The organism is Streptomyces sp. NPDC041940 (assembly GCF_055589465.1).
This window is the reverse complement of the sequence record NZ_JBVJBP010000014.1, coordinates 38,059-57,147: the sequence shown is the minus strand read 5'-3', so window position 1 is coordinate 57,147 and position 19,089 is coordinate 38,059. Positions and strand designations below refer to the sequence as shown.

The window sequence follows — 19,089 nt, the reverse complement described above, 5'->3', positions numbered from 1 at the left end:
CGCAGCGGTCACTGCGGCAGGCTCCAGGATGGATCACGGAGTGTCCGCCCCTAGGCTTCTTGGGGGCGGCCGCTCACCATCCGAAAATCCGCAAGATCCACCTCCTCCGGCACTGCACCATCCGAAGACGGAGTCGGTCCCAGCGGGTGGGCTTGCGGTGGCGACCCATGGGCGCCCCCTTCCACGACACTGCCCATTGACCCGGTAGGCAGCACGTCGGAATCGGGCCGGGCCCCGAGGGGCCGGGGTCCGGAACCGTGTCCTTGGAAGGGGGAGCCCAGAAGAACCTGGGCGCCGATCAAGGACACTAGCGCCTCGAAACCGCCCTACACCGGGCCGAACGGCCCAAAGGCAACCGTGCGCCCCCAACGGCAACACGCGCCCTGCCAGAGCCAGTTGGGTACGCGAAAGGGCCTGGTCACTCACTTGAGTGACCAGGCCCTTCCCTCTACTGCGGCCCGCGGCCCGCCGACTACCGCCGGTGCTGCGAGTCCGCCACCGTCACCTCGACGCGCTGGAACTCCTTCAGCTCGCTGTAGCCGGTGGTGGCCATGGCGCGGCGGAGGGCGCCGAAGAGGTTCATCGAGCCGTCGGGGGTGTGGGACGGGCCGGTGAGGATCTCCTCGATGGTCCCGACCGTGCCGAGGTCGACCTTCTTGCCGCGCGGCAGCTCCTCGTTCACGGCCTCCATGCCCCAGTGGTGGCCCTTGCCCGGACCGTCGGTCGCGCGGGCGAGCGGGGAGCCCATCATGACCGCGTCGGCACCGCAGGCGATCGCCTTGGGCAGGTCGCCGGACCAGCCGACACCGCCGTCCGCGATCACGTGCACGTACCGGCCGCCGGACTCGTCCATGTAGTCCCGGCGGGCGGCGGCCACGTCGGCGACGGCCGTCGCCATGGGGACCTGGATCCCGAGCACGTTGCGCGTGGTGTGCGCGGCGCCGCCGCCGAAGCCGACCAGCACCCCGGCCGCGCCGGTGCGCATCAGGTGCAGGGCCGCGGTGTACGTGGCGCAGCCGCCGACGATCACCGGGACGTCCAGCTCGTAGATGAACTGCTTGAGGTTCAGCGGCTCGGACGCGCCGGAGACGTGCTCCGCGGAGACCGTCGTACCGCGGATGACGAAGATGTCCACGCCCGCGTCGACGACGGCCTTGGAGAACTGGGCCGTGCGCTGCGGGGAGAGCGCGGCGGCCGTGACCACGCCCGAGTCGCGCACCTCCTTGATGCGGGCGCCGATCAGCTCCTCCTTGATCGGCGCGGCGTAGATCTCCTGGAGGCGCCGGGTCGCCGCCTCGGCGGGCAGCTCGGCGATCTCGTCGAGCAGCGGCTGCGGGTCCTCGTGGCGCGTCCACAGGCCCTCGAGGTTCAGCACGCCGAGGCCGCCGAGCTCGCCGATCCGGATGGCGGTGGCCGGGGAGACGACCGAGTCCATGGGGGCGGCCAGGAACGGCAGCTCGAAGCGGTAGGCGTCGATCTGCCAGGCGATCGAGACCTCCTTCGGGTCCCGCGTACGGCGGCTGGGGACGACGGCGATGTCGTCGAAGGCGTACGCCCGGCGGCCGCGCTTGCCGCGCCCGATCTCGATCTCAGTCACGTTTGTGGCCTTTCCCTGATGCGTTGCAGCGTCTTCCAGTATCGCCGACGGGCATGACGAGGGCGGCCCCGGATGCTTCCGGGGCCGCCCCATCGAGCCCGATGCCTACTGACGGCTGTAGTTCGGCGCCTCGACCGTCATCTGGATGTCGTGCGGGTGGCTCTCCTTCAGACCCGCCGAGGTGATGCGGACGAAGCGGCCCTTGGACTCCATCTCCTCGATGGTGGCCGCGCCCACGTAGCCCATGGTCTGGCGCAGACCGCCGACGAGTTGGTGCAGCACGTTGGCCAGGGGGCCGCGGTAGGGCACCTGGCCCTCGACGCCCTCGGGCACGAGCTTGTCGTCGGAGGCCACCTCGGCCTGGAAGTAGCGGTCCTTCGAGAAGGACCGCCCCTGGCCGCGGGACTGCATGGCGCCGAGCGAGCCCATGCCGCGGTAGGACTTGAACTGCTTGCCGTTGATGAAGAGCAGCTCGCCGGGCGACTCCTCGCAGCCCGCGAGCAGGCTGCCCAGCATGACCGTGTCGGCACCGGCGGCGAGCGCCTTGCCGATGTCGCCGGAGTACTGCAGACCGCCGTCGCCGATCAGCGGGATGCCCGCGGGGCGGGCGGCGAGGGAGGCCTCGTAGATGGCGGTGACCTGCGGGACGCCGATACCGGCGACCACACGCGTGGTGCAGATCGAGCCGGGGCCCACACCCACCTTGATGCCGTCGACACCGGCGTCGATCAGGGCCTGCGCACCGTCGCGCGTGGCGACGTTGCCGCCGATCACGTCGACGGACACGCTCGACTTGATCTTCGACATCCAGCTGAGGGCGTTGCTGTTGTGGCCGTGCGAGGTGTCGACGACCAGGAAGTCCACCCCGGCCTCGGCGAGCGCCTGGGCGCGCTCCAGGGCCTCGGGGCTGGCGCCCACCGCGGCACCGACCAGCAGCCGGCCCTCGGCGTCCTTGGCGGCGTTCGGGTACTTCTCGGCCTTGACGAAGTCCTTGACCGTGATCAGGCCCTTGAGGATGCCCCGGTCGTCGACGAGCGGCAGCTTCTCGATCTTGTGGCGGCGCAGCAGCTCCATGGCGTCGACGCCGGAGATGCCGACCTTGCCGGTGACCAGCGGCATCGGCGTCATGACGTCACGCACCTGGCGGCTGCGGTCGGTCTCGAAGGCCATGTCGCGGTTGGTGACGATGCCGAGCAGCTTGCCGGCCGGGTCGGTGACCGGGACGCCGCTGATGCGGAACTTGGCGCACAGGGCGTCCGCCTCGGCGAGCGTCGCGTCGGGGTGCACCGTGATGGGATCGGTGACCATGCCGGACTCGGACCGCTTGACCAGGTCGACCTGGTTGACCTGGTCCTCGACCGACAGGTTGCGGTGCAGCACGCCGACGCCGCCGAGGCGGGCCATCGAGATCGCCAGACGGGACTCGGTCACCTTGTCCATCGCCGCGGAGAGCAGCGGGATGTTGACCCGGACGTTGCGCGAGATGCGGGACGAGGTGTCGACCGCGCCCGGCAGCACCTCGGATGCGCCCGGCAGCAGCAGCACGTCGTCGTAGGTCAGCCCGAGTGTCGCGAATTTTCCGGGCACTCCGTCGACGTTTGCAGTCATGACACCTTCCCCAAATGGCCTTGATCGGTGCGGATGTCCATGCTAACGGGAAGCGCGGCTGTCTCATTCCACGGTTCCGGTCGGCTCAGGGCTTCGTATGTTCGTACGGAAGCCGCGCACCGCCTGTTCAATCAAGGGCTGCTGAGGGGCTACTGCTCGGCGAGCGCCCGCAGCCGGCTCAGCGCCCGGTGCTGCGCCACCCGGACGGCGCCGGGTGACATTCCCAACATCTGGCCCGTCTCCTCGGCCGTGAGCCCCACCGCGATGCGCAGCAGCAACAGCTCCCGCTGATTCTCGGGCAGGTTGGCCAGGAGCTTCTTGGCCCATGCCGCGTCACTGCTCAGCAGTGCGCGCTCCTCCGGTCCCAGGGAGTCGTCGGGGCGCTCGGGCATCTCGTCGGAGGGGATGGCCGTCGAGCCGGGGTGGCGCATCGCCGCGCGCTGCAGGTCGGCGACCTTGTGGGCGGCGATGGCGAAGACGAACGCCTCGAAGGGACGCCCGGTGTCCCGGTAGCGGGGCAGCGCGAGGAGCACCGCCACGCACACCTCCTGGGCGAGGTCCTCCACGAAATGCCGGGCGTCGCCCGGCAGACGGGACAGCCGGGTGCGGCAGTAGCGCAGCGCCAAGGGATGGACATGGGCGAGCAGATCGTGCGTGGCCTGCTCGTCCCCGTCGACCGCGCGGTGGACGAGCGCGCCGATCGCCCCTTGGGCATTGACCGCCTCGTCTTCGCGCATCGGTCCATGGTGCCTTGCGGCCGTTGGGTCCGCGGCACCGCGCCCGTTGTTGTGCACCGAAGCGTTATGAGCAGGTGCGCCGGCACTCATCCCCTGCGCCCTCCCCTTCCGCTCGACCGACTCGTCCCCGAGGAACTCCACACCCTCAAGGATGCGGCATCCGCGGCGAAACAAGCAGCGGGCACCCGGCGGACACCCGGTCCGACCCCGCCCACCTGGCTCTTCGTGCCCCCACTGCGACCACCGCCACACGCGCGGCCGCCCTCAGGACCTGCCGTTCGGATCGTCCCGGGGCCGGGAGGCCTCGCAGGCGCCCCGCCGAACTCTCGCGCGCGTGCGTACGGCTCGCGCGGGGGCATCCGCATGCCCCCGCTCCCCGGCCCGCGCCGGGAGCCTCGCGCCGAAGCCGGCCCGATCCGAAGGACAGGTCCTAGGGCGTGTTTCGAAAGTCCCGTCTGGCCGGGAACGCCTGGCACGCACGCTCGCCGCGTTGTCGGTCGTCGGCGCAGCCCGCTGCGCTCTCCTCCCTCCGCCTTGCGATCGCACGCACCAGACGCCCCCGGCCCTGCCCTTCGGGCAGACGACGCTACTTTCGAAACACGCCCTAGCGCACCAGGCCCCACCGGAAGCCGAGCGCCACGGCGTGGGCCCGGTCCGAGGCGCCGAGCTTCTTGAACAGGCGCCGGGCGTGGGTCTTGACGGTGTCCTCGGAGAGGAACAGCTCGCGGCCGATCTCCGCGTTCGAGCGGCCGTGGCTCATGCCTTCGAGGACCTGGATCTCACGCGCCGTGAGCGTGGGCGCGGCGCCCATCTCGGCCGAGCGCAGCCGGCGCGGGGCAAGCCGCCAGGTCGGGTCGGCCAGGGCCTGCGTCACCGTCGCGCGCAGTTCGGCGCGGGAGGCGTCCTTGTGCAGATAGCCGCGGGCACCGGCGGCGACCGCGAGGGCCACGCCGTCCAGGTCCTCGGCGACGGTGAGCATGATGATGCGCGCACCGGGGTCGGCGGACAGCAGCCGCCGGACCGTCTCGACGCCGCCCAGACCGGGCATGCGCACGTCCATCAGAATCAGGTCCGAGCGGTCGGCCCCCCAGCGGCGGAGGACTTCCTCGCCGTTGGCCGCCGTCGTCACGCGCTCTACGCCGGGCACGGTCGCGACCGCGCGACGGAGCGCCTCTCGGGCAAGCGGGGAGTCGTCGCAGACGAGGACGGAAGTCATGACCGCCCTCCGCAGCTGATGCACGTCACCTTGAGCCTCCAGGCTGGTACGGAATCGTCACCTGTGCGGTCGACCGTCTCGGACGCCTGTCCGAGCGCTTGTTCCTTCAACCGCCTCGCACTCTCAACGACGGTCACTCGAAAGAGTTACGGGGTCGGCTTCCATCTTCGGCACTCTACGTGAGGGGGCGGACACGGTGCAGACATGCGCAGCAGACCCACGAACTTTCATCACAACCTATGCCCCATTCAGACCCATTTCTTCCGCTTTGCCAGTGTCTGGAGCTAGATTCGCAATGAGTCATATTTTCATCTCCTTAGATCGTAGTTGTACGGTCGTAGACACCGGATCCGCCCAAAACGGCTACAAGGGGTCACGTAATGGCAGATTTCTCCCGCCTTCCCGGACCGAACGCGGACCTGTGGGACTGGCAGCTGCTGGCTGCCTGTCGCGGGGTGGACAGCTCGCTCTTCTTCCATCCGGAGGGCGAGCGCGGTGCGGCTCGGAGTGCTCGCGAGAACTCGGCCAAAGAGGTCTGCATGAGGTGCCCGGTACGCGCCGAGTGCGCCGCTCACGCACTGGCGGTGCGCGAGCCGTACGGCGTGTGGGGCGGGCTGACCGAGGACGAGCGCGAAGAGCTCATGGGGCGGGCGCGCAACCGGCTGGTGTCGGCGTCGGCACCTGGCGGGCACACCGCCTCGCATCACTGAAATAACGTTTCTGCGAAGGGCACGCGCACGCGTGCCGCCGGTCCCTGCTACCGGACGGCCGCCCGCGCCAGCTGGTCGAGCGTCGCCGACACCGCCGGGACCTGTGCGAGGTCGGGCAGCGTGAGCGCGACGATCTCCCGCCGCACCGCCGGTTCCAGCGTCACGGTGCTCACCCCCCGGGGCCGTACCGCCTCGACGGCCAGCTGCGGCAGCACGGCCACGCCCAGTCCGGCGCCGACCAGGCCGACCACCGCCGGATAGTCGTCGGTGGCGAAGTCGATGCGGGGCGTGAAGCCGGCCGCCGCGCACACCTCGACCAACTGGCCGCGACAGCGCGGGCAGCCCGCGATCCACGACTCCCGTGCCAGCTCGCCGATGGCGACGGACCCCGCGCCCGCGAGCCGGTGCCGCTCCGGCACCAGGGCGACGAGCCGGTCCGACAGCAGCGGTCGTACGACGAGGTCGTCCCACTCCTCCGCGCCCGCCGCGCCCTCGTAGCGGAAGGCGAGCGCCACGTCGCAGTCGCCCTCGCGCAGCAGGCCGACCGAGGCGGGCGGTTCGGCCTCCTCCAGGGAGACGCGGGTACCCGGGTGTGCCGCGCGCAGTGCGGCGAGGGCCGTCGGTACGAGGGTGGAGCTGCCGCTGGGGAAGGAGACGAGCCGGACCCGTCCCGCGCGCAGCCCGGCGATGGCGGCGATCTCCTCCTCCGCGGCCGTGAGCCCGGCGAGGATCCCGGCGGCGTGCCGCACCAGCGCCTCACCGGCCTGGGTCAGGCGCATCTCGCGTCCGGTGCGGATGAGCAGGGGGGTGCCGACGGAGGTTTCCAGGGCCTTCATCTGCTGGCTGACGGCGGGTTGTGTGCAGCCCAGTTCACGCCCCGCGGCGGAGAAGGAACCGGTGGCGGCGACGGCGCGCAGTACGCGGAGATGACGAGCTTCGATCACCCTTCGAGAATAAGCGACCCTTTGATGCCGATGCGAATAATGCGTCGACGCTTTGAGGGCCGGTCCCATACCGTGCGAGGCATGAAGCTTCTGTCTGTGAATCTGGGCCGTGCCAAGGCTGTGCCGTACACGGACAACCCGGAGGGCGTGACCGGGATCGACAAGCAGCCGGTGGACGGGGCCGTGCGGGTGTCGGCGCCCGGGCCCAAGGGCATCGGCGGGAGCGGGCTGGCCGGGGACGCGGTGTGCAAGCTGGAGCACCACGGCGGCGACGACCAGGCGGTGTACGCCATGGCGCGCGAGGACCTGGACGAGTGGGAGCGCGAGCTGGGCCGGACGCTGGCCGACGGGGCGTTCGGCGAGAACCTCACGACCCGGGGGCTGGACGTGTCCGGCGCGCTGATCGGCGAGCGCTGGCGCATCGGGCCCGAGGTGGTCCTGGAGATCACCTCCGGACGGATCCCGTGCCGCACGTTCCAGGGCCATCTGGAGGAGAAGGGCTGGGTGAAGCGGTTCACCCGGCGGGGCGCGCCGGGGGCGTATCTGCGGGTGATCGAGCCCGGCGCGATTCGCGCGGGCGACTCCGTCGAGATCGTGCACCGGCCGGACCACGACGTGACGGTGGCCCTGCAGTTCCGGGCGGTGACCACCGAGCGGACGCTGCTGCCGCGGCTGCTGGCGGCGGGCGAGGCCCTGCACCCTGAGGTGCTGCGCCAGGCGCGGGAGTACAAGGAGAAGTACGGGTCCTGACGGCGGCTCACCGCGATTGTCTCCACCGACCCTTCACCGCCGAAGGCCCCGTACGGAAGCGGACGCACCCAGTCCGGGTCACTAACCTTCTGCCATGACAACGGCTCTGATTACGGGATCGACGGCAGGCATCGGGGCCGCGTTCGCGCGGCGACTGGCGTCCGACGGGCACAACCTGGTGCTGGTGGCCCGCGACACCAAGCGGCTCAGGGAACAGGCGACCGAGCTGCACGACGGGCACGGCATCGAGGCGGAGGTGCTGACGGCCGACCTGGCGCAGGACAAGGGCATCGAGGCGGTGGCCGACCGGCTGGGCGACCGCAGGAACCCCGTCGACCTCTTGGTCAACAACGCCGGATTCGGCAACAAGGGCCGCTATCTCGATGTCTCCATGGCCGATGAGCTGCGGATGCTCAAGGTGCACTGCGAGGCGGTGCTGCGGCTGACGTCGGCGGCGACCGAGGGCATGCGGGCGCGCGGCCGGGGCGGTGTCGTCAATGTCGCGTCGGTCGCCGCGTTCGTGCCGCGGGGCACCTACGGCGCGTCCAAGGCCTGGGTCGTGCAGTTCACGCAGGGCGCGGCGCGCGACCTGGCCGGCAGCGGCGTACGGCTGATGGCGCTCTGCCCCGGCTTCGTGCGCACGGAGTTCCACGACCGGGCCGGCATGGGCACCGACAACATCCCGAGCTGGATGTGGCTCGACGCGGACAAGCTGGTGGCGGCGGCGCTGCACGATCTGGCCCGGGGCAGGACGCTGTCGATCCCGGACCCGCGGTACAAGGCGCTGATGGGTGCGGCGAAGCTGGTGCCCAGAGGGATGCTCGGGGCGGTTTCGTCCAGGACGGGGCGGAAGTACGGGCCGCAGTAGGAGCCCTGGTCAGGAGGCGCCGGGCAGCTCCCGTTGGGACAATTGGAGCTGTTCCACCGGACCAGGGGGGCCGGAGGCGAGGCCATGACCTTCGTACAGCTCATCGAGTGCAGGACCAGTCGGCTCGACGAGATGAACCAGCTGATGGATCAGTGGGTCGAGCAGACCAGAGGGAAGCGGACGGCGTCGCACAGTGTGGTCGCGAAGGACCGGGCCGACGCGTCGCACGTCGTCGAGATCGTGGAGTTCCCGTCGTACGAGGAGGCGATGCGGAACTCCGGGCTCCCGGAGACCGGGCGGATCTTCCGGGAGATGGTGGCGCTCTGCGACGAGACGCCGACGTTCACGGACCTGGACGTGGTGCGGGACGAGCAGCTCTACGCGGCCACCGCGCGCAGGTTCTTCGAGCAGGCGCCCGGGCAGGGGGCGGCGCCCCCGTTCAACGACGTGTTCATCGAGGACTACCACGACCACGATCCCGCCAATGTGCAGGACGTCATCGGGCTGGACGCGCTGCGGCGCGAGGTGGAGGTGTGGCGGGGCGGGTTCGACTTCTCGTTCACGATCGCGGACCAGATCGCCCAGGGCGACCGGGTGTGCACCCGGTGGGCCTGGCAGGGGCACCACAAGGGCGACTTCCTCGGGATTCCGCCGACCGGGAAGGACGTCACCATGACCGGGACGACCGTGTACCGGTGCACGCCGGACGGGAAGATCGCCGAGGGCTGGTGGGAGTACGACCGGCTGGGGCTGATGCAGCAGCTCGGGGCGCTCGATCCGCTGGAGCTTTGAATCCTCCCCTCCCTGGAGGGAGGGGATTCCTGGCTCAGGCTGCCTCCTGGAGCTGCGCTCCAAGAGGTCTTGCGCCATCGGCACCAGCCGGGTTGAGACCAGCCCGGTGAAGCATCACGCGTGCGGAGTTCTTGTCCCGTGGGGACACGAGCCCGCATGCGGTGCAGGTGTAGGTACGTTCCGACAGCGGCAGTGCGTGCTTGGCTCTCGCATCGCAGTTGGCGCAGTCCATCGTGGTGTGCGCGGGGTGGACCAGGCGAATGTCCCGCCCGTGCTTGCGGCCCATCTCGACCAGCGCCCTCTTGGTGGCGCCGATGGCGGCGTCCGCAGCCTTACGGGCCATCGTGGACTTGGCCAGGAACCTCGGACGGAAATCCTCCACAGCGACCGCGTCATGGTCGCGCACCACCTTCTTCGCCCACTTCCGGGCGGTGTCCGCACGCTGCCCGGCCACCTTCTTGTAGGCCTTCGCCCGCAGCCGCTTCGCCTCGCGATAGCCCCTCGAAGCCGGCTGCCCCTTCTTCGGCCTGCGGCGGGCCATCATCCGGTCGTACCGGGTCAGCTTCACCCGGGCCTTCCTGCCGTACCCGGCGTGCGCCAGGTCATACGCGTCGGAGGTGGTGGTCGCGGTCTCCTTCACCCCCCAGTCGACACCGAGCACCCGACCGGTCAGAGGCAGCGGCACCACTTCGGCGGGCACGACGAACGAGCCGTACCAGTGCCCCAGACTGTCCTGGTACACACGCACCGAGGACGGCTCAGCAGGCAGCTCCCTCGCCCACACCACCCTCAGGACGATGCCCCCGGCCAGGTGCAACCGGCCGTCCTTCAACCGGAACCCGCGCTTGGTGTAGTTCAGGGTCGCCAGTGCTTCGCGCTTCTTCTTGTGCGTGGGCATCCCGGCCCGGCGTGCCAGGGGCAGGCGCTCCCGGATGTCCTTGTGGGCCTTGGCGCGGGAGCGGCCGAAGTCGCGGATGACCTGCTGCTGGACCACCGACGAACCCTCACGCAACCACGGGATCATCTTGCGGGCTGCGGTCAACATCCTGTCCAACTGCGCCGGGCCACACGTCCGCTTCTCCCCACTCGCTTTGCTGTGCAGGTACACGGCCCTGGACTTGGCCACACACTCATTCCACAGCCACCGGCACCGATCCCACTCCGCCACCAGCGCCGTACGAGCAGTGGACGACGCACGCAGCCGGTACGTGTAGCGGGCATGCCCGGCCTCCACAGCCAGCCCCACGCGCGCCATCCCGCCCCCTCACGGTCCCCGGCCCGGGCGACCTGACATCCCGAGCCCCGCAAAGGACCATACGTACGACCACCGCACGCACGTACCTCGATCCCGTAGCCGCCACCCCGACCAGTGACCACAGGCACACACGTTCGCATCACCTTGAAACCATCGGGCAGTGGCACGAGTGCTGCCCGACCCTGAACGGGGCACGGCGACGCTCCGCGCCGCAACACCCGGATGCGATTCCTCCCCGACGTGAACGCCGGGGCATCCTCGCAAGAAACAGGTGACCGGCAGGACCTACGCAGGCCCTACGGGAGAAGCCCCCGTCCGCCTGGGCGGAACGGGGGCTTCTGCTACGAGGCCGGTGCCTCAGTGGGAGTGGCCGTGGCCGTGGCCCGCGGCGGCCGGCTCCTCCTCTTCCTTCTTCTCGACGACCAGGGTCTCGGTCGTGAGGAGGAGGGAGGCGATGGAGGCGGCGTTCTCCAGGGCGGAGCGGGTGACCTTGACCGGGTCGATGACGCCGGCCTTGACCAGGTCGCCGTACTCGCCGGTGGCGGCGTTGAAGCCCTGGCCCTTGTCGAGCTCGGCGACCTTGGAGGTGATGACGTAGCCCTCCAGGCCGGCGTTCTCGGCGATCCAGCGCAGCGGCTCGACGGCGGCCTTGCGGACGACGGCGACACCGGTGGCCTCGTCGCCGGTCTTGCCGAGGTTGCCCTCGAGGACCTTCACGGCGTGGACGAGCGCGGAGCCGCCACCGGAGACGATGCCCTCCTCGACCGCGGCGCGGGTCGCGGAGATGGCGTCCTCCAGACGGTGCTTGCGCTCCTTGAGCTCGACCTCGGTGGCGGCACCCACGCGGATGACGCACACGCCGCCGGCCAGCTTCGCGAGGCGCTCCTGGAGCTTCTCGCGGTCCCAGTCGGAGTCCGTGGACTCGATCTCGGCCTTGATCTGGGCGACGCGGCCCTGCACGTCGTCCTTGTTGCCGGCACCGTCGACGACCGTGGTGTCGTCCTTGGTGACGGTGATGCGGCGGGCGGAGCCGAGGACGTCCAGGCCGACCTGGTCGAGCTTGAGGCCGACCTCCTCGGAGACGACCGTGGCGCCGGTGAGGACCGCGAGGTCCTGCAGCATCGCCTTGCGGCGGTCGCCGAAGCCGGGGGCCTTCACGGCGACGGCGTTGAAGGTGCCGCGGATCTTGTTCACGACGAGGGTGGACAGCGCCTCGCCGTCGACGTCCTCGGCGATGATCAGCAGCGGCTTGGAGGCGTTGGCCTGGATGACCTTCTCCAGCAGCGGCAGCAGGTCCGCGATGGCGGAGATCTTGCCCTGCGTGATGAGGACGTACGGGTCGTCCAGGACGGCTTCCATGCGCTCCTGGTCCGTCACGAAGTACGGCGACAGGTAGCCCTTGTCGAAGGCCATGCCCTCGGTGAAGTCCAGCTCCAGACCGAAGGTGTTGGACTCCTCGACGGTGATGACACCGTCCTTGCCGACCTTGTCCATGGCCTCGGCGATGAGCTCGCCGACCTGCTGGTCCTGGGCGGACAGACCGGCGACGGCGGCGATGTCGGACTTCTCGTCGATCGGGCGCGCGGTCGCGAGGAGCTCCTCGGACACGGCCTTGACCGCGGCGTCGATGCCCTTCTTCAGGGCGGCCGGGGAGGCACCGGCGGCGACGTTCTTCAGGCCCTCGCGCACGAGCGCCTGGGCGAGCACGGTCGCGGTGGTCGTACCGTCACCCGCGATGTCGTTGGTCTTGGTCGCCACCTCCTTGACCAGCTGGGCACCGAGGTTCTCGTACGGGTCCTCGACCTCTACCTCACGGGCGATGGTCACACCGTCGTTGGTGATGGTGGGAGCGCCGAACTTCTTGTCGATGACGACGTTGCGGCCCTTGGGGCCGATCGTCACCTTGACCGTGTCGGCAAGCTTGTTGACGCCGCGCTCGAGGGCGCGACGGGCGTCCTCGTCGAACTTCAGGATCTTCGCCATGGGAGCGGTTCAGCCCTCTCGGAAAATGTGGGTGAAACGAACCGCGCCCCCGACGCCCGGCTTCATAAGATCGCGGGGGCCAGGGGCGCAGTTCACTGCAATGCTGGTAAAGCGGGGTGAATTACTTCTCGACGATCGCGAGCACGTCGCGAGCCGAGAGGACGAGGTACTCCTCGCCGTTGTACTTCACCTCGGTGCCGCCGTACTTGCTGTAGAGCACGACATCGCCGACGGAGACGTCGAGCGGAAGACGGTTACCGTCCTCGAAGCGGCCCGGGCCCACGGCCAGGACGACGCCCTCCTGGGGCTTCTCCTTGGCGGTGTCCGGGATGACCAGGCCAGAGGCGGTGGTCTGCTCGGCGTCGAGCGGCTGGACCACAATGCGGTCCTCGAGCGGCTTGATGGCAACCTTGGAGCTGGTGGTCGTCACGATCCGACCTCCCCCTTCGGAGATCTCACGGGGTTAACTGTCTGAGGTGGCGACCAGGTCGATCCGTCGTCGCGGGTGCCGGACCTGCCCGTCGCTGTGTTGGCACTCTCCAGTGGGGAGTGCCAGAGCCGAGACTATGACCGCGATTAGCACTCGGTCAAGCGGACTGCTAATTGCCCGCGGCGCGTCGGCCGGGGAGTTCGTGTCGGAGGTAGTCCTCCAGCCGCCCCACCCGCAGCCCCCGCCCCTCGATCTCCCCCAGCAGGCGCACGGTCCGTTCCGCCGGCGACAGGGACTCCGTCGGGGCCGACGGCACGGAGATGATGTCGCCGGGGCGGAGGCGTGGCTCGCCGTGGGCGTACGTCAGTTCGCCGTCGGCGGACAGGGACGCCCGCCAGAGGACGACCGCCGTGCTGCCGCAGTCGGCGGCGGCGCGCAGGGTCGCCCGGTCGTACGTGCCGTAGGGCGGGCGGAAGAGGTGGGGGCGGATGCCGAAGCGGGAGCGGAGTTTGTGCTGCTGGCCGCAGATCTCGGCGCGCTGGCCGGTGTAGGGCAGGCCGCGCAGGGCCGGGTGGTCGAGGGTGTGGTTCTGGAGGGACGCGCCGACCGCGCGCAGCCGGGCCAGGTGCCCGTATCCGGGGCCCGCGACGCTGTCCGTGAGGAACAGGGTGACCGGGAGCCGCCGTTCGCGGACGAGGCCGGCGAAGCGGGGGTCGCGTTCGGCGCCGTCGTCGTAGGTCAGGAAGACGACCGGGTCCCGGGTGCGGACCCGGTCCACGACGGGCGGCAGGCGCGCCGGACGCGCGAGGGTGCCGGACGCGCGGGTCGGGTCCTGGCCCCGGCCGTCCGCTCCCGCCCGCTCCCCCGCCGCCCCGGCGCAGCCGGCCAGCAGGATCACGCCCGCGCACAGCGCCGCGGCCGTCGGCAGCCGCCTCACAGGTAGTCCTCCAGCCGCCCCACCGCGTACCCCTCGACCGTGACCTTGTTCAGGAAGCGGCGGACCATGTCGGGCATCGCGCCCTTCCACTGCTCGCGGCCCCGGAAGTGGCTGAGGACGATGTCGCCCGGGCGCAGCCTCCGGTCCGCCTCGCGGTACTCCCAGTGGCCGGCGAAGACCTCCGCGTTCCAGAGAGGGGTGTACTCGATGCCGCAGGCCTTGGCGGCGCGCAGGGTCGCCCGGTCGTAGCTGCCGAAGGGCGGGCGGAAGAGGGTGGGGCGGGTGCCGTAGCGCCTCTCGATGAAACGCTGCATGCCGCAGATCTCGCGCCGCTGCGCGCGGTAGGGCAGACCCCGCATGTTGCGGTGCCAGAGGGTGTGGTTGTTCAGGACGACACCCCTGGCCTGCATCTGCCGGAAGTAGCGGTCGTCGTCCTTCACCAGGTAGCCGCTGAGGAAGGCGGTGTACGGGACGTCCAGGTCGCTCATCATCCGCAGGAACGCCGGGTCCTTCTCGGCGCCGTCGTCGATGGTGAGGAAGACGACCTTGTCCCGGGTGGGGATCGTGGTGAAGACGGGCGGCAGCTCCAGCTCCCGGTGGCCGTCCACCTCGAAGCCCTTGCGGGTCCTGATCCTGGGCTTCTTCCCGGGAGCCGGAGGGGCGACCAGCGGGACCCTCCGCAGCCCCCAGCGGTGCGCCGCGGCGATACGGGCAGCGTGCGCGGCGCGCAGCTTGGTGGCGTAGGAGTCGAGCGCGCGGGCCGGCGGCGCCTCGAGGGGCTGCTGACCGCCGGCCGGGGCGACCTGGCCGCCGTCCGCCTGCGCGCAGCCCGAGGCGATGGCGGCGAGGGCGAGCACGACGAGGCCGATGCGCGCGCCGCCCGTTGCCCGCCTTTTGTCATTTTGTACGACTGCTCGCATGGTGCCGGATCCTCGCAGCCGGCCGGTGCGAACCCGCCCCGACACTGCGGCCGACGGCCCCACCGTCCTCCGACTGGCCCACAATGATCCGGTGAACGATCTCGCCCTCCTCCTCACCCCCGAAGGCCGCGACCTCCTCGACGAGGTGCGGGACACCGACCCGGCGCGGGAGCTGGCCGTGGCGACACGGCTGCGCCGGGAGCATCCCGCCGAGCTGGTGTCGGCGGCGCTGGGGCAGGCGCGGCTGCGGCAGCGGGCGGCGGTGAAGTTCGGGGCCGAGGACGCGGGGCGGATGTTCTTCACGCCGAACGGGGTGGAGCAGTCGACCCGGGCGAGTGTGGCGGCGTATCGCGCCGAGCGGATGAGGGACCTGGGGGTCACCTCCGTCGCCGACCTGTGCTCCGGCATCGGCGGGGACGCGATCGCGCTGGCCCGCGCCGGGATCCGGGTGCTGGCCGTGGACCGGGACCCGATGACGGCCGCGGCGGCGCGGGCGAACGCCGACGCGCTGGGTCTCGCCGGACTGATCGAGGTGCGGGAGGCCGATGTCACCGAGGTGGACACGGCGGGGTACGACGCCGTCTTCGTCGACCCGGCCCGGCGGGGCGGCCGGGGCCGGATCTTCGACCCCGAGGCCTACTCACCGCCCCTGTCCTGGGCGGTGTCGGCCGCCCGCCGGGCCCCCCGGGCCGCCGCGCTGAAGATCGCCCCCGGCATCCCGCACGAGGCGGTGCCCGAGGACGCCGAGGCCGAGTGGATCTCCGACGGCGGGGACGTGAAGGAGGCGGTGCTGTGGTTCGGCACCGAGCCGGGGGCGGTACGGGCCACCCTGCTGCCGGGCCCTCGCACCCTGCTCTCGCGCGGCCTGCCCGACCCGGAGGTCCGCCCGCCCGGCCGCTACCTGTACGAGCCGGACGGCGCCGTCATCCGGGCCCATCTGGTCTCCGAGGTGGCCGACCGGGTCGACGGCGGCCTGCTCGACGCGACCATCGCGTACGTCACGGCCGACGTCCTGCGTCCGACCCCGTACGCCACCGCCTACGAGATCACCGACCATCTCCCCTTCAACGTCAAGAAGCTGAAGGCACTGCTGAGGGAGCGTCAGGTCGGCGTTCTCACCGTCAAGAAGCGGGGCTCGGCCGTCGAGCCGGAGGAACTCCGCAAGAAGGTCAAGCCGCAGGGGCCGCACGCGGCCACGGTGTTCCTGACCCGGGTGGCGGGGGCACCGGCGATGCTCATCGGGCACCCCGTCTGACGGTCAGGGCTGTTCCGCCGCCCTGCGCAGCAGCAGCTCCCGCTCCCTCTCGTTCCGGGTCAGGGACGCCGCCCGTTCGAACTCGGCCCGGGCCTCCGCCGTACGGCCCAGTCGGGAGAGCAGGTCGGCCCGGACGCTGGGGAGCAGGTGGTAGTCGCGCAGGGCGGGGTCGTCGGTCAGGGCCTCGACGATCGGCAGTGCCTCGGACGGGCCTTCGGCCATGGAGACGGCCACCGCGCGGTTCAGCTCCACGACCGGGGAGGGCGAGCGGGCGGCCAGCAGGCCGTACAGCACGGCGATGCGCGGCCAGTCGGTCTCCTCGTACGTGTAAGCGTGCGCGTGGCAGGCGGCGATGGCGGCCTGCAGCAGATAGGGGCCCGGAGCGCCGGAGGAGGCGGCCTCGGCTCTGCCCAGCGCGGCGACGCCGCGGGCGATGAGCATGCGGTTCCAGCGGGCGCGGTTCTGGTCCTTCAGGAGGACGGGTTCGCCGGAGGGGCCGGTCCGGGCCGCCGTGCGGGACGCCTGGAACTCCAGGAGCGCGGTCAGGCCGTGGACCTCAGGTTCCTTCGGCATGAGGGACGAGAGCACCCGGGCCAGCCGCAGGGCGTCCTCGCACAGGGACGGGCGGAGCCAGTCGTCGCCGGCCGTGGCGGCGTAGCCCTCGTTGAAGATGAGGTAGATGACGTCGAGGACGGAGCCGAGACGGGCCTCGCGGTCGGGGCCGTAGGGCACCTCGAAGGCGATGTTCCGTGTCGCCAGGGTGCGTTTCGCGCGCACGATGCGCTGCGCGACGGTCGGTTCCGGGACCAGGACCGCCCGGGCGATCTCGGCCGTGGTGAGGCCGCCGAGGAGGCGCAGGGTGAGGGCGGTGCGGGCCTCGGTGGACAGCACCGGGTGGCAGGCGGTGAAGACCAGGCGCAGCAGGTCGTCGTCGATGTCGTCGGGGTCATGCAGGACCGCGGGCTCCTCCGGGGGAGACACGGCCGACAGGTCGCGGCCGATCTCCGCCAGCTTGCGGGCGTAGTTCTCCCGGCGCCGGACCAGGTCGACGGCGCGGTTGCGGGCGGTGGCCATGAGCCAGGCGCCCGGGTTGTCGGGCACGCCGTCCCGCGGCCACTGCTCCAGCGCGGCGACCAGCGCGTCCTGCGCGAGTTCCTCGGCGATGCCGACGTCCCGGACGATCCGGGTGACGCCGGCGATGACGCGGGGCGACTCGATGCGGAAGACCGTTTCGATGGCCGTGCCGGTGCCGCTCGGGTCCGGGGTGGGCTGCGCTGTCACAGCCCACCATCAGACACCCTCGGCGGCACCCGGCCAAGGAGGACCCGTCAGTCCTCGGTGATCTGCCGGACCTCGGCCGTGATCGTCCAGTAGTCCTCGTGCGTGGCCAGGAACCGCTTGGTCCACTCGATCGCCTCGGCCTTGTCCTTGCACTGGCTGATCGAATAGCCCCCGATGACCTCCTTGGACTCGGTGAACGGCCCGTCGGTGACGGAGAGCTGCCCGCCCTCCCAGGTCACCCGGCTGCCGTCCGAGGTCGGGGTGAGCCCGGCCGTGTCGAGCATGACCCCGGCCTTGGTGATCTCCTCCAGGAGCGCGCCCATCCGCTCCATGAGCTCGGGGCTCGGGCCCTCGGCGGGGGCGTTCTTCTCGTCGATGCGGATCAGGGTGAGAAAGCGCGGCATGGTGACTCCTCGGGGGGCTCCGGAGCGGGGCTTCTCCCGCTCTCACCTCTGCGTCGATCGGGAGCGCCCGGGATCGACACGGTCGCCGCGTTTTCTTCGAGATTCTTTTCCGGCCCACCCCTGAGTCACGTTCCCGCAGGTCAGCGCAGCGACTCCCACAGCTTCTCCGCCTCGGGCTCCTCGGCCACCACCCGGTTGGGGTCCGACGGCGCCCGCACCACCGGCATCGTCACCGTCCGCACCTCGCTCGCCGACAGCCCCCGCAGGCTCTGTCCGAGCCGGGTCAGGTCGGTCAGGGAGTCCAGGCCGGTGTCGGTGGTGAGGCCGGCGGTCACCGCGTCCGCGACCCGGTACAGCTTCGCCGGGTCGGTGAGCAGGTTCTGTGCGGCGATCTGTTCCAGCAGTGCCTTCACCAGTGTCTGCTGGAGGCCGATGCGGCCGAGGTCGCTGCCGTCGCCGATGCCGTGCCGGGTGCGGGCCAGGGCGAGGGCGCGGGTGCCGTCGAGGTGGTGGGTACCCGCCTTCAGACGCAGATGGCTGTGGTCGTCGTCGATGTCTTCCTTCGTGGTGACGGTGACGCCGCCGAGCGCGTCCACGAGCTTCTCGAAGCCGGAGAAGTCGATCTCGATGTAGTGGTCCATGCGGACGCCGGTGAGCGACTCGGCCGTCTTCACGGCGCAGACCGGACCGCCCACTGCGTACGCGCTGTTGAACATGGACCGGTAGGCCACCGCCGTCGAACCGCCGGACGAGCGCGGGCAGGACGGGCGGGTGACCAGGGTGTCGCGCGGGATGCTCACCACCGTCGCGCTGGTCCGCCCGGCGTCGAGATGGACGACCATCGCCGTGTCGGAACGGGCCCCCGCAGGGTCGCCGCCGCCGATCCTCTGGTTCTCCTCGCCGCTGCGCGAGTCCGAGCCCAGGACCAGGATGTTGAGCGCCCCGCTGGGCAGGGCGGACGCCGAGGGCGACGGTACGGTCACCGGTCTCGGCGGGCGGTTGTCGCCCAGGGCGTTGTCGATGTCGACGCTCTTGATGTTGCTGTCGAGCTGCCAGTAGGCCCAGCCCGCCGCCGCGGCGGCCAGCACCAGCAGGGCCGTCAGGGTGAGGCCGGCGGTACGCAGCGCGATCGACCGCCGGCCCGCGCCTCTGCTCTCGTCCCCGTTCGCCTCGTGTCCCGTCACGGCAGGAACGTAGGTCCGAATTATTACGGGTAGGGCCCTCGCCGCGCCTTTTCTTCGGAAATTCTCAGACTTGATGGGCCGGACGGCCCTCAGGCCGGCCGGCAGGGAGATGACCGAACCGATCTCGGCGCATCTCATGGCCCGCATCCGAAACTTTCGATGACGCAACCGATTCACTTCGAATGAGGCCTGAAGACACCGACCCCACCCGTCAACAC

The 19,089-nt window shown here is 70.8% G+C and carries 18 protein-coding genes; 5 read left to right on the top strand and 13 right to left on the bottom strand.

Annotated elements, in window-relative coordinates:
• Window positions 1-472: 472 nt before the first annotated feature.
• From ACZ6I3_RS23575 to ACZ6I3_RS23560, 4 genes are all read right to left on the bottom strand, one after another.
• Window positions 473-1,597 carry a GuaB3 family IMP dehydrogenase-related protein gene (locus ACZ6I3_RS23575; protein WP_184591345.1) on the bottom strand — a complete coding sequence of 375 codons (1,125 nt, stop codon included), beginning with the start codon at window positions 1,595-1,597 and terminating at the stop codon, window positions 473-475.
• A gap of 105 nt (window positions 1,598-1,702) precedes the next feature.
• The gene (gene guaB, locus ACZ6I3_RS23570) at window positions 1,703-3,205 is read right to left on the bottom strand and encodes an IMP dehydrogenase (protein WP_469417104.1); all 1,503 of its coding nucleotides are present in this window, start codon (window positions 3,203-3,205) and stop codon (window positions 1,703-1,705) included.
• Window positions 3,206-3,354: 149 nt separating this feature from the next.
• Window positions 3,355-3,942 (bottom strand): sigma-70 family RNA polymerase sigma factor, encoded by a 588-nt coding sequence (locus ACZ6I3_RS23565; protein WP_469417102.1) that lies wholly within the window; start codon window positions 3,940-3,942, stop codon window positions 3,355-3,357.
• Between the two features lie 604 nt (window positions 3,943-4,546).
• Complete coding sequence (locus ACZ6I3_RS23560; protein ID WP_003948568.1) at window positions 4,547-5,158, bottom strand: response regulator transcription factor; 612 nt, start codon at window positions 5,156-5,158, stop codon at window positions 4,547-4,549.
• Between the two features lie 380 nt (window positions 5,159-5,538).
• Here ACZ6I3_RS23560 and ACZ6I3_RS23555 point away from each other — a divergent pair, with 380 nt between their 5' ends.
• Window positions 5,539-5,868, top strand: coding sequence for a WhiB family transcriptional regulator (locus ACZ6I3_RS23555; protein ID WP_184591351.1), 330 nt, complete (start codon window positions 5,539-5,541; stop codon window positions 5,866-5,868).
• Between the two features lie 47 nt (window positions 5,869-5,915).
• On the opposite strand, the gene ACZ6I3_RS23550 is transcribed toward ACZ6I3_RS23555, so the two are convergent.
• Window positions 5,916-6,812, bottom strand: a complete 897-nt coding sequence (locus tag ACZ6I3_RS23550; protein ID WP_469417100.1) for a LysR family transcriptional regulator — start codon at window positions 6,810-6,812, stop codon at window positions 5,916-5,918.
• Between the two features lie 81 nt (window positions 6,813-6,893).
• Here ACZ6I3_RS23550 and ACZ6I3_RS23545 point away from each other — a divergent pair, with 81 nt between their 5' ends.
• From ACZ6I3_RS23545 to ACZ6I3_RS23535, 3 genes are all read left to right on the top strand, one after another.
• Complete coding sequence (locus tag ACZ6I3_RS23545; RefSeq protein ID WP_469417099.1) at window positions 6,894-7,562, top strand: MOSC domain-containing protein; 669 nt, start codon at window positions 6,894-6,896, stop codon at window positions 7,560-7,562.
• A gap of 94 nt (window positions 7,563-7,656) precedes the next feature.
• A complete protein-coding gene (locus ACZ6I3_RS23540; protein ID WP_469417097.1) occupies window positions 7,657-8,430 on the top strand; it encodes an SDR family NAD(P)-dependent oxidoreductase in 774 nt (257 codons plus the stop codon).
• Window positions 8,431-8,514: 84 nt separating this feature from the next.
• A complete protein-coding gene (locus ACZ6I3_RS23535; protein WP_469417096.1) occupies window positions 8,515-9,222 on the top strand; it encodes an ester cyclase in 708 nt (235 codons plus the stop codon).
• Between the two features lie 34 nt (window positions 9,223-9,256).
• Here the strand turns inward: ACZ6I3_RS23535 and ACZ6I3_RS23530 are convergent, their stop codons facing one another.
• The 5 genes from ACZ6I3_RS23530 to ACZ6I3_RS23510 all read right to left on the bottom strand — a co-directional run bounded on the left by ACZ6I3_RS23530 (window position 9,257) and on the right by ACZ6I3_RS23510 (window position 14,747).
• Window positions 9,257-10,477 carry an RNA-guided endonuclease InsQ/TnpB family protein gene (locus tag ACZ6I3_RS23530; protein WP_469417095.1) on the bottom strand — a complete coding sequence of 407 codons (1,221 nt, stop codon included), beginning with the start codon at window positions 10,475-10,477 and terminating at the stop codon, window positions 9,257-9,259.
• A gap of 357 nt (window positions 10,478-10,834) precedes the next feature.
• Entirely contained in the window at window positions 10,835-12,460 is a 1,626-nt protein-coding gene (gene groL / locus ACZ6I3_RS23525; RefSeq protein ID WP_432965083.1) for a chaperonin GroEL, read from the bottom strand.
• Window positions 12,461-12,581: 121 nt separating this feature from the next.
• The gene (gene groES, locus ACZ6I3_RS23520; RefSeq protein WP_003974211.1) at window positions 12,582-12,890 is read right to left on the bottom strand and encodes a co-chaperone GroES; all 309 of its coding nucleotides are present in this window, start codon (window positions 12,888-12,890) and stop codon (window positions 12,582-12,584) included.
• A 169-nt stretch (window positions 12,891-13,059) separates the two neighbouring features.
• Window positions 13,060-13,827 (bottom strand): polysaccharide deacetylase family protein, encoded by a 768-nt coding sequence (locus ACZ6I3_RS23515; protein WP_469417093.1) that lies wholly within the window; start codon window positions 13,825-13,827, stop codon window positions 13,060-13,062.
• Entirely contained in the window at window positions 13,824-14,747 is a 924-nt protein-coding gene (locus tag ACZ6I3_RS23510) for a polysaccharide deacetylase family protein (RefSeq protein ID WP_469417092.1), read from the bottom strand. The genes ACZ6I3_RS23515 and ACZ6I3_RS23510 overlap by 4 nt, the downstream gene beginning before the upstream one ends.
• A 91-nt stretch (window positions 14,748-14,838) precedes the next feature.
• Between ACZ6I3_RS23510 and ACZ6I3_RS23505 the strand changes: the two genes are divergently transcribed.
• Window positions 14,839-16,002 (top strand): THUMP-like domain-containing protein, encoded by a 1,164-nt coding sequence (locus ACZ6I3_RS23505; RefSeq protein WP_469417091.1) that lies wholly within the window; start codon window positions 14,839-14,841, stop codon window positions 16,000-16,002.
• A gap of 3 nt (window positions 16,003-16,005) precedes the next feature.
• On the opposite strand, the gene ACZ6I3_RS23500 is transcribed toward ACZ6I3_RS23505, so the two are convergent.
• From ACZ6I3_RS23500 to ACZ6I3_RS23490, 3 genes are all read right to left on the bottom strand, one after another.
• Complete coding sequence (locus tag ACZ6I3_RS23500; RefSeq protein WP_469417089.1) at window positions 16,006-17,283, bottom strand: RNA polymerase sigma factor; 1,278 nt, start codon at window positions 17,281-17,283, stop codon at window positions 16,006-16,008.
• A gap of 47 nt (window positions 17,284-17,330) precedes the next feature.
• On the bottom strand, window positions 17,331-17,687 hold the full coding sequence (locus tag ACZ6I3_RS23495; protein ID WP_469417088.1) for a YciI family protein: 357 nt from the start codon (window positions 17,685-17,687) through the stop codon (window positions 17,331-17,333).
• A gap of 140 nt (window positions 17,688-17,827) precedes the next feature.
• The gene (locus ACZ6I3_RS23490) at window positions 17,828-18,871 is read right to left on the bottom strand and encodes an LCP family protein (RefSeq protein ID WP_469417087.1); all 1,044 of its coding nucleotides are present in this window, start codon (window positions 18,869-18,871) and stop codon (window positions 17,828-17,830) included.
• Window positions 18,872-19,089: the final 218 nt, after the last annotated feature.

Excerpts from the sequence above, each read along its gene's own strand:
- groL (WP_432965083.1), bottom strand. The coding sequence starts at position 12,460 with ATGGCGAAGATCCTGAAGTTCGACGAGGACGCCCGTCGCGCCCTCGAG.
- ACZ6I3_RS23510 (WP_469417092.1), bottom strand. The coding sequence starts at position 14,747 with ATGCGAGCAGTCGTACAAAATGACAAAAGGCGGGCAACGGGCGGCGCG.
- ACZ6I3_RS23560 (WP_003948568.1), bottom strand. The coding sequence starts at position 5,158 with ATGACTTCCGTCCTCGTCTGCGACGACTCCCCGCTTGCCCGAGAGGCG.
- ACZ6I3_RS23545 (WP_469417099.1), top strand. The coding sequence starts at position 6,894 with ATGAAGCTTCTGTCTGTGAATCTGGGCCGTGCCAAGGCTGTGCCGTAC.
- ACZ6I3_RS23535 (WP_469417096.1), top strand. The coding sequence starts at position 8,515 with ATGACCTTCGTACAGCTCATCGAGTGCAGGACCAGTCGGCTCGACGAG.
- guaB (WP_469417104.1), bottom strand. The coding sequence starts at position 3,205 with ATGACTGCAAACGTCGACGGAGTGCCCGGAAAATTCGCGACACTCGGG.
- ACZ6I3_RS23555 (WP_184591351.1), top strand. The coding sequence starts at position 5,539 with ATGGCAGATTTCTCCCGCCTTCCCGGACCGAACGCGGACCTGTGGGAC.
- ACZ6I3_RS23565 (WP_469417102.1), bottom strand. The coding sequence starts at position 3,942 with ATGCGCGAAGACGAGGCGGTCAATGCCCAAGGGGCGATCGGCGCGCTC.
- ACZ6I3_RS23540 (WP_469417097.1), top strand. The coding sequence starts at position 7,657 with ATGACAACGGCTCTGATTACGGGATCGACGGCAGGCATCGGGGCCGCG.
- ACZ6I3_RS23530 (WP_469417095.1), bottom strand. The coding sequence starts at position 10,477 with ATGGCGCGCGTGGGGCTGGCTGTGGAGGCCGGGCATGCCCGCTACACG.
- ACZ6I3_RS23495 (WP_469417088.1), bottom strand. The coding sequence starts at position 17,687 with ATGCCGCGCTTTCTCACCCTGATCCGCATCGACGAGAAGAACGCCCCC.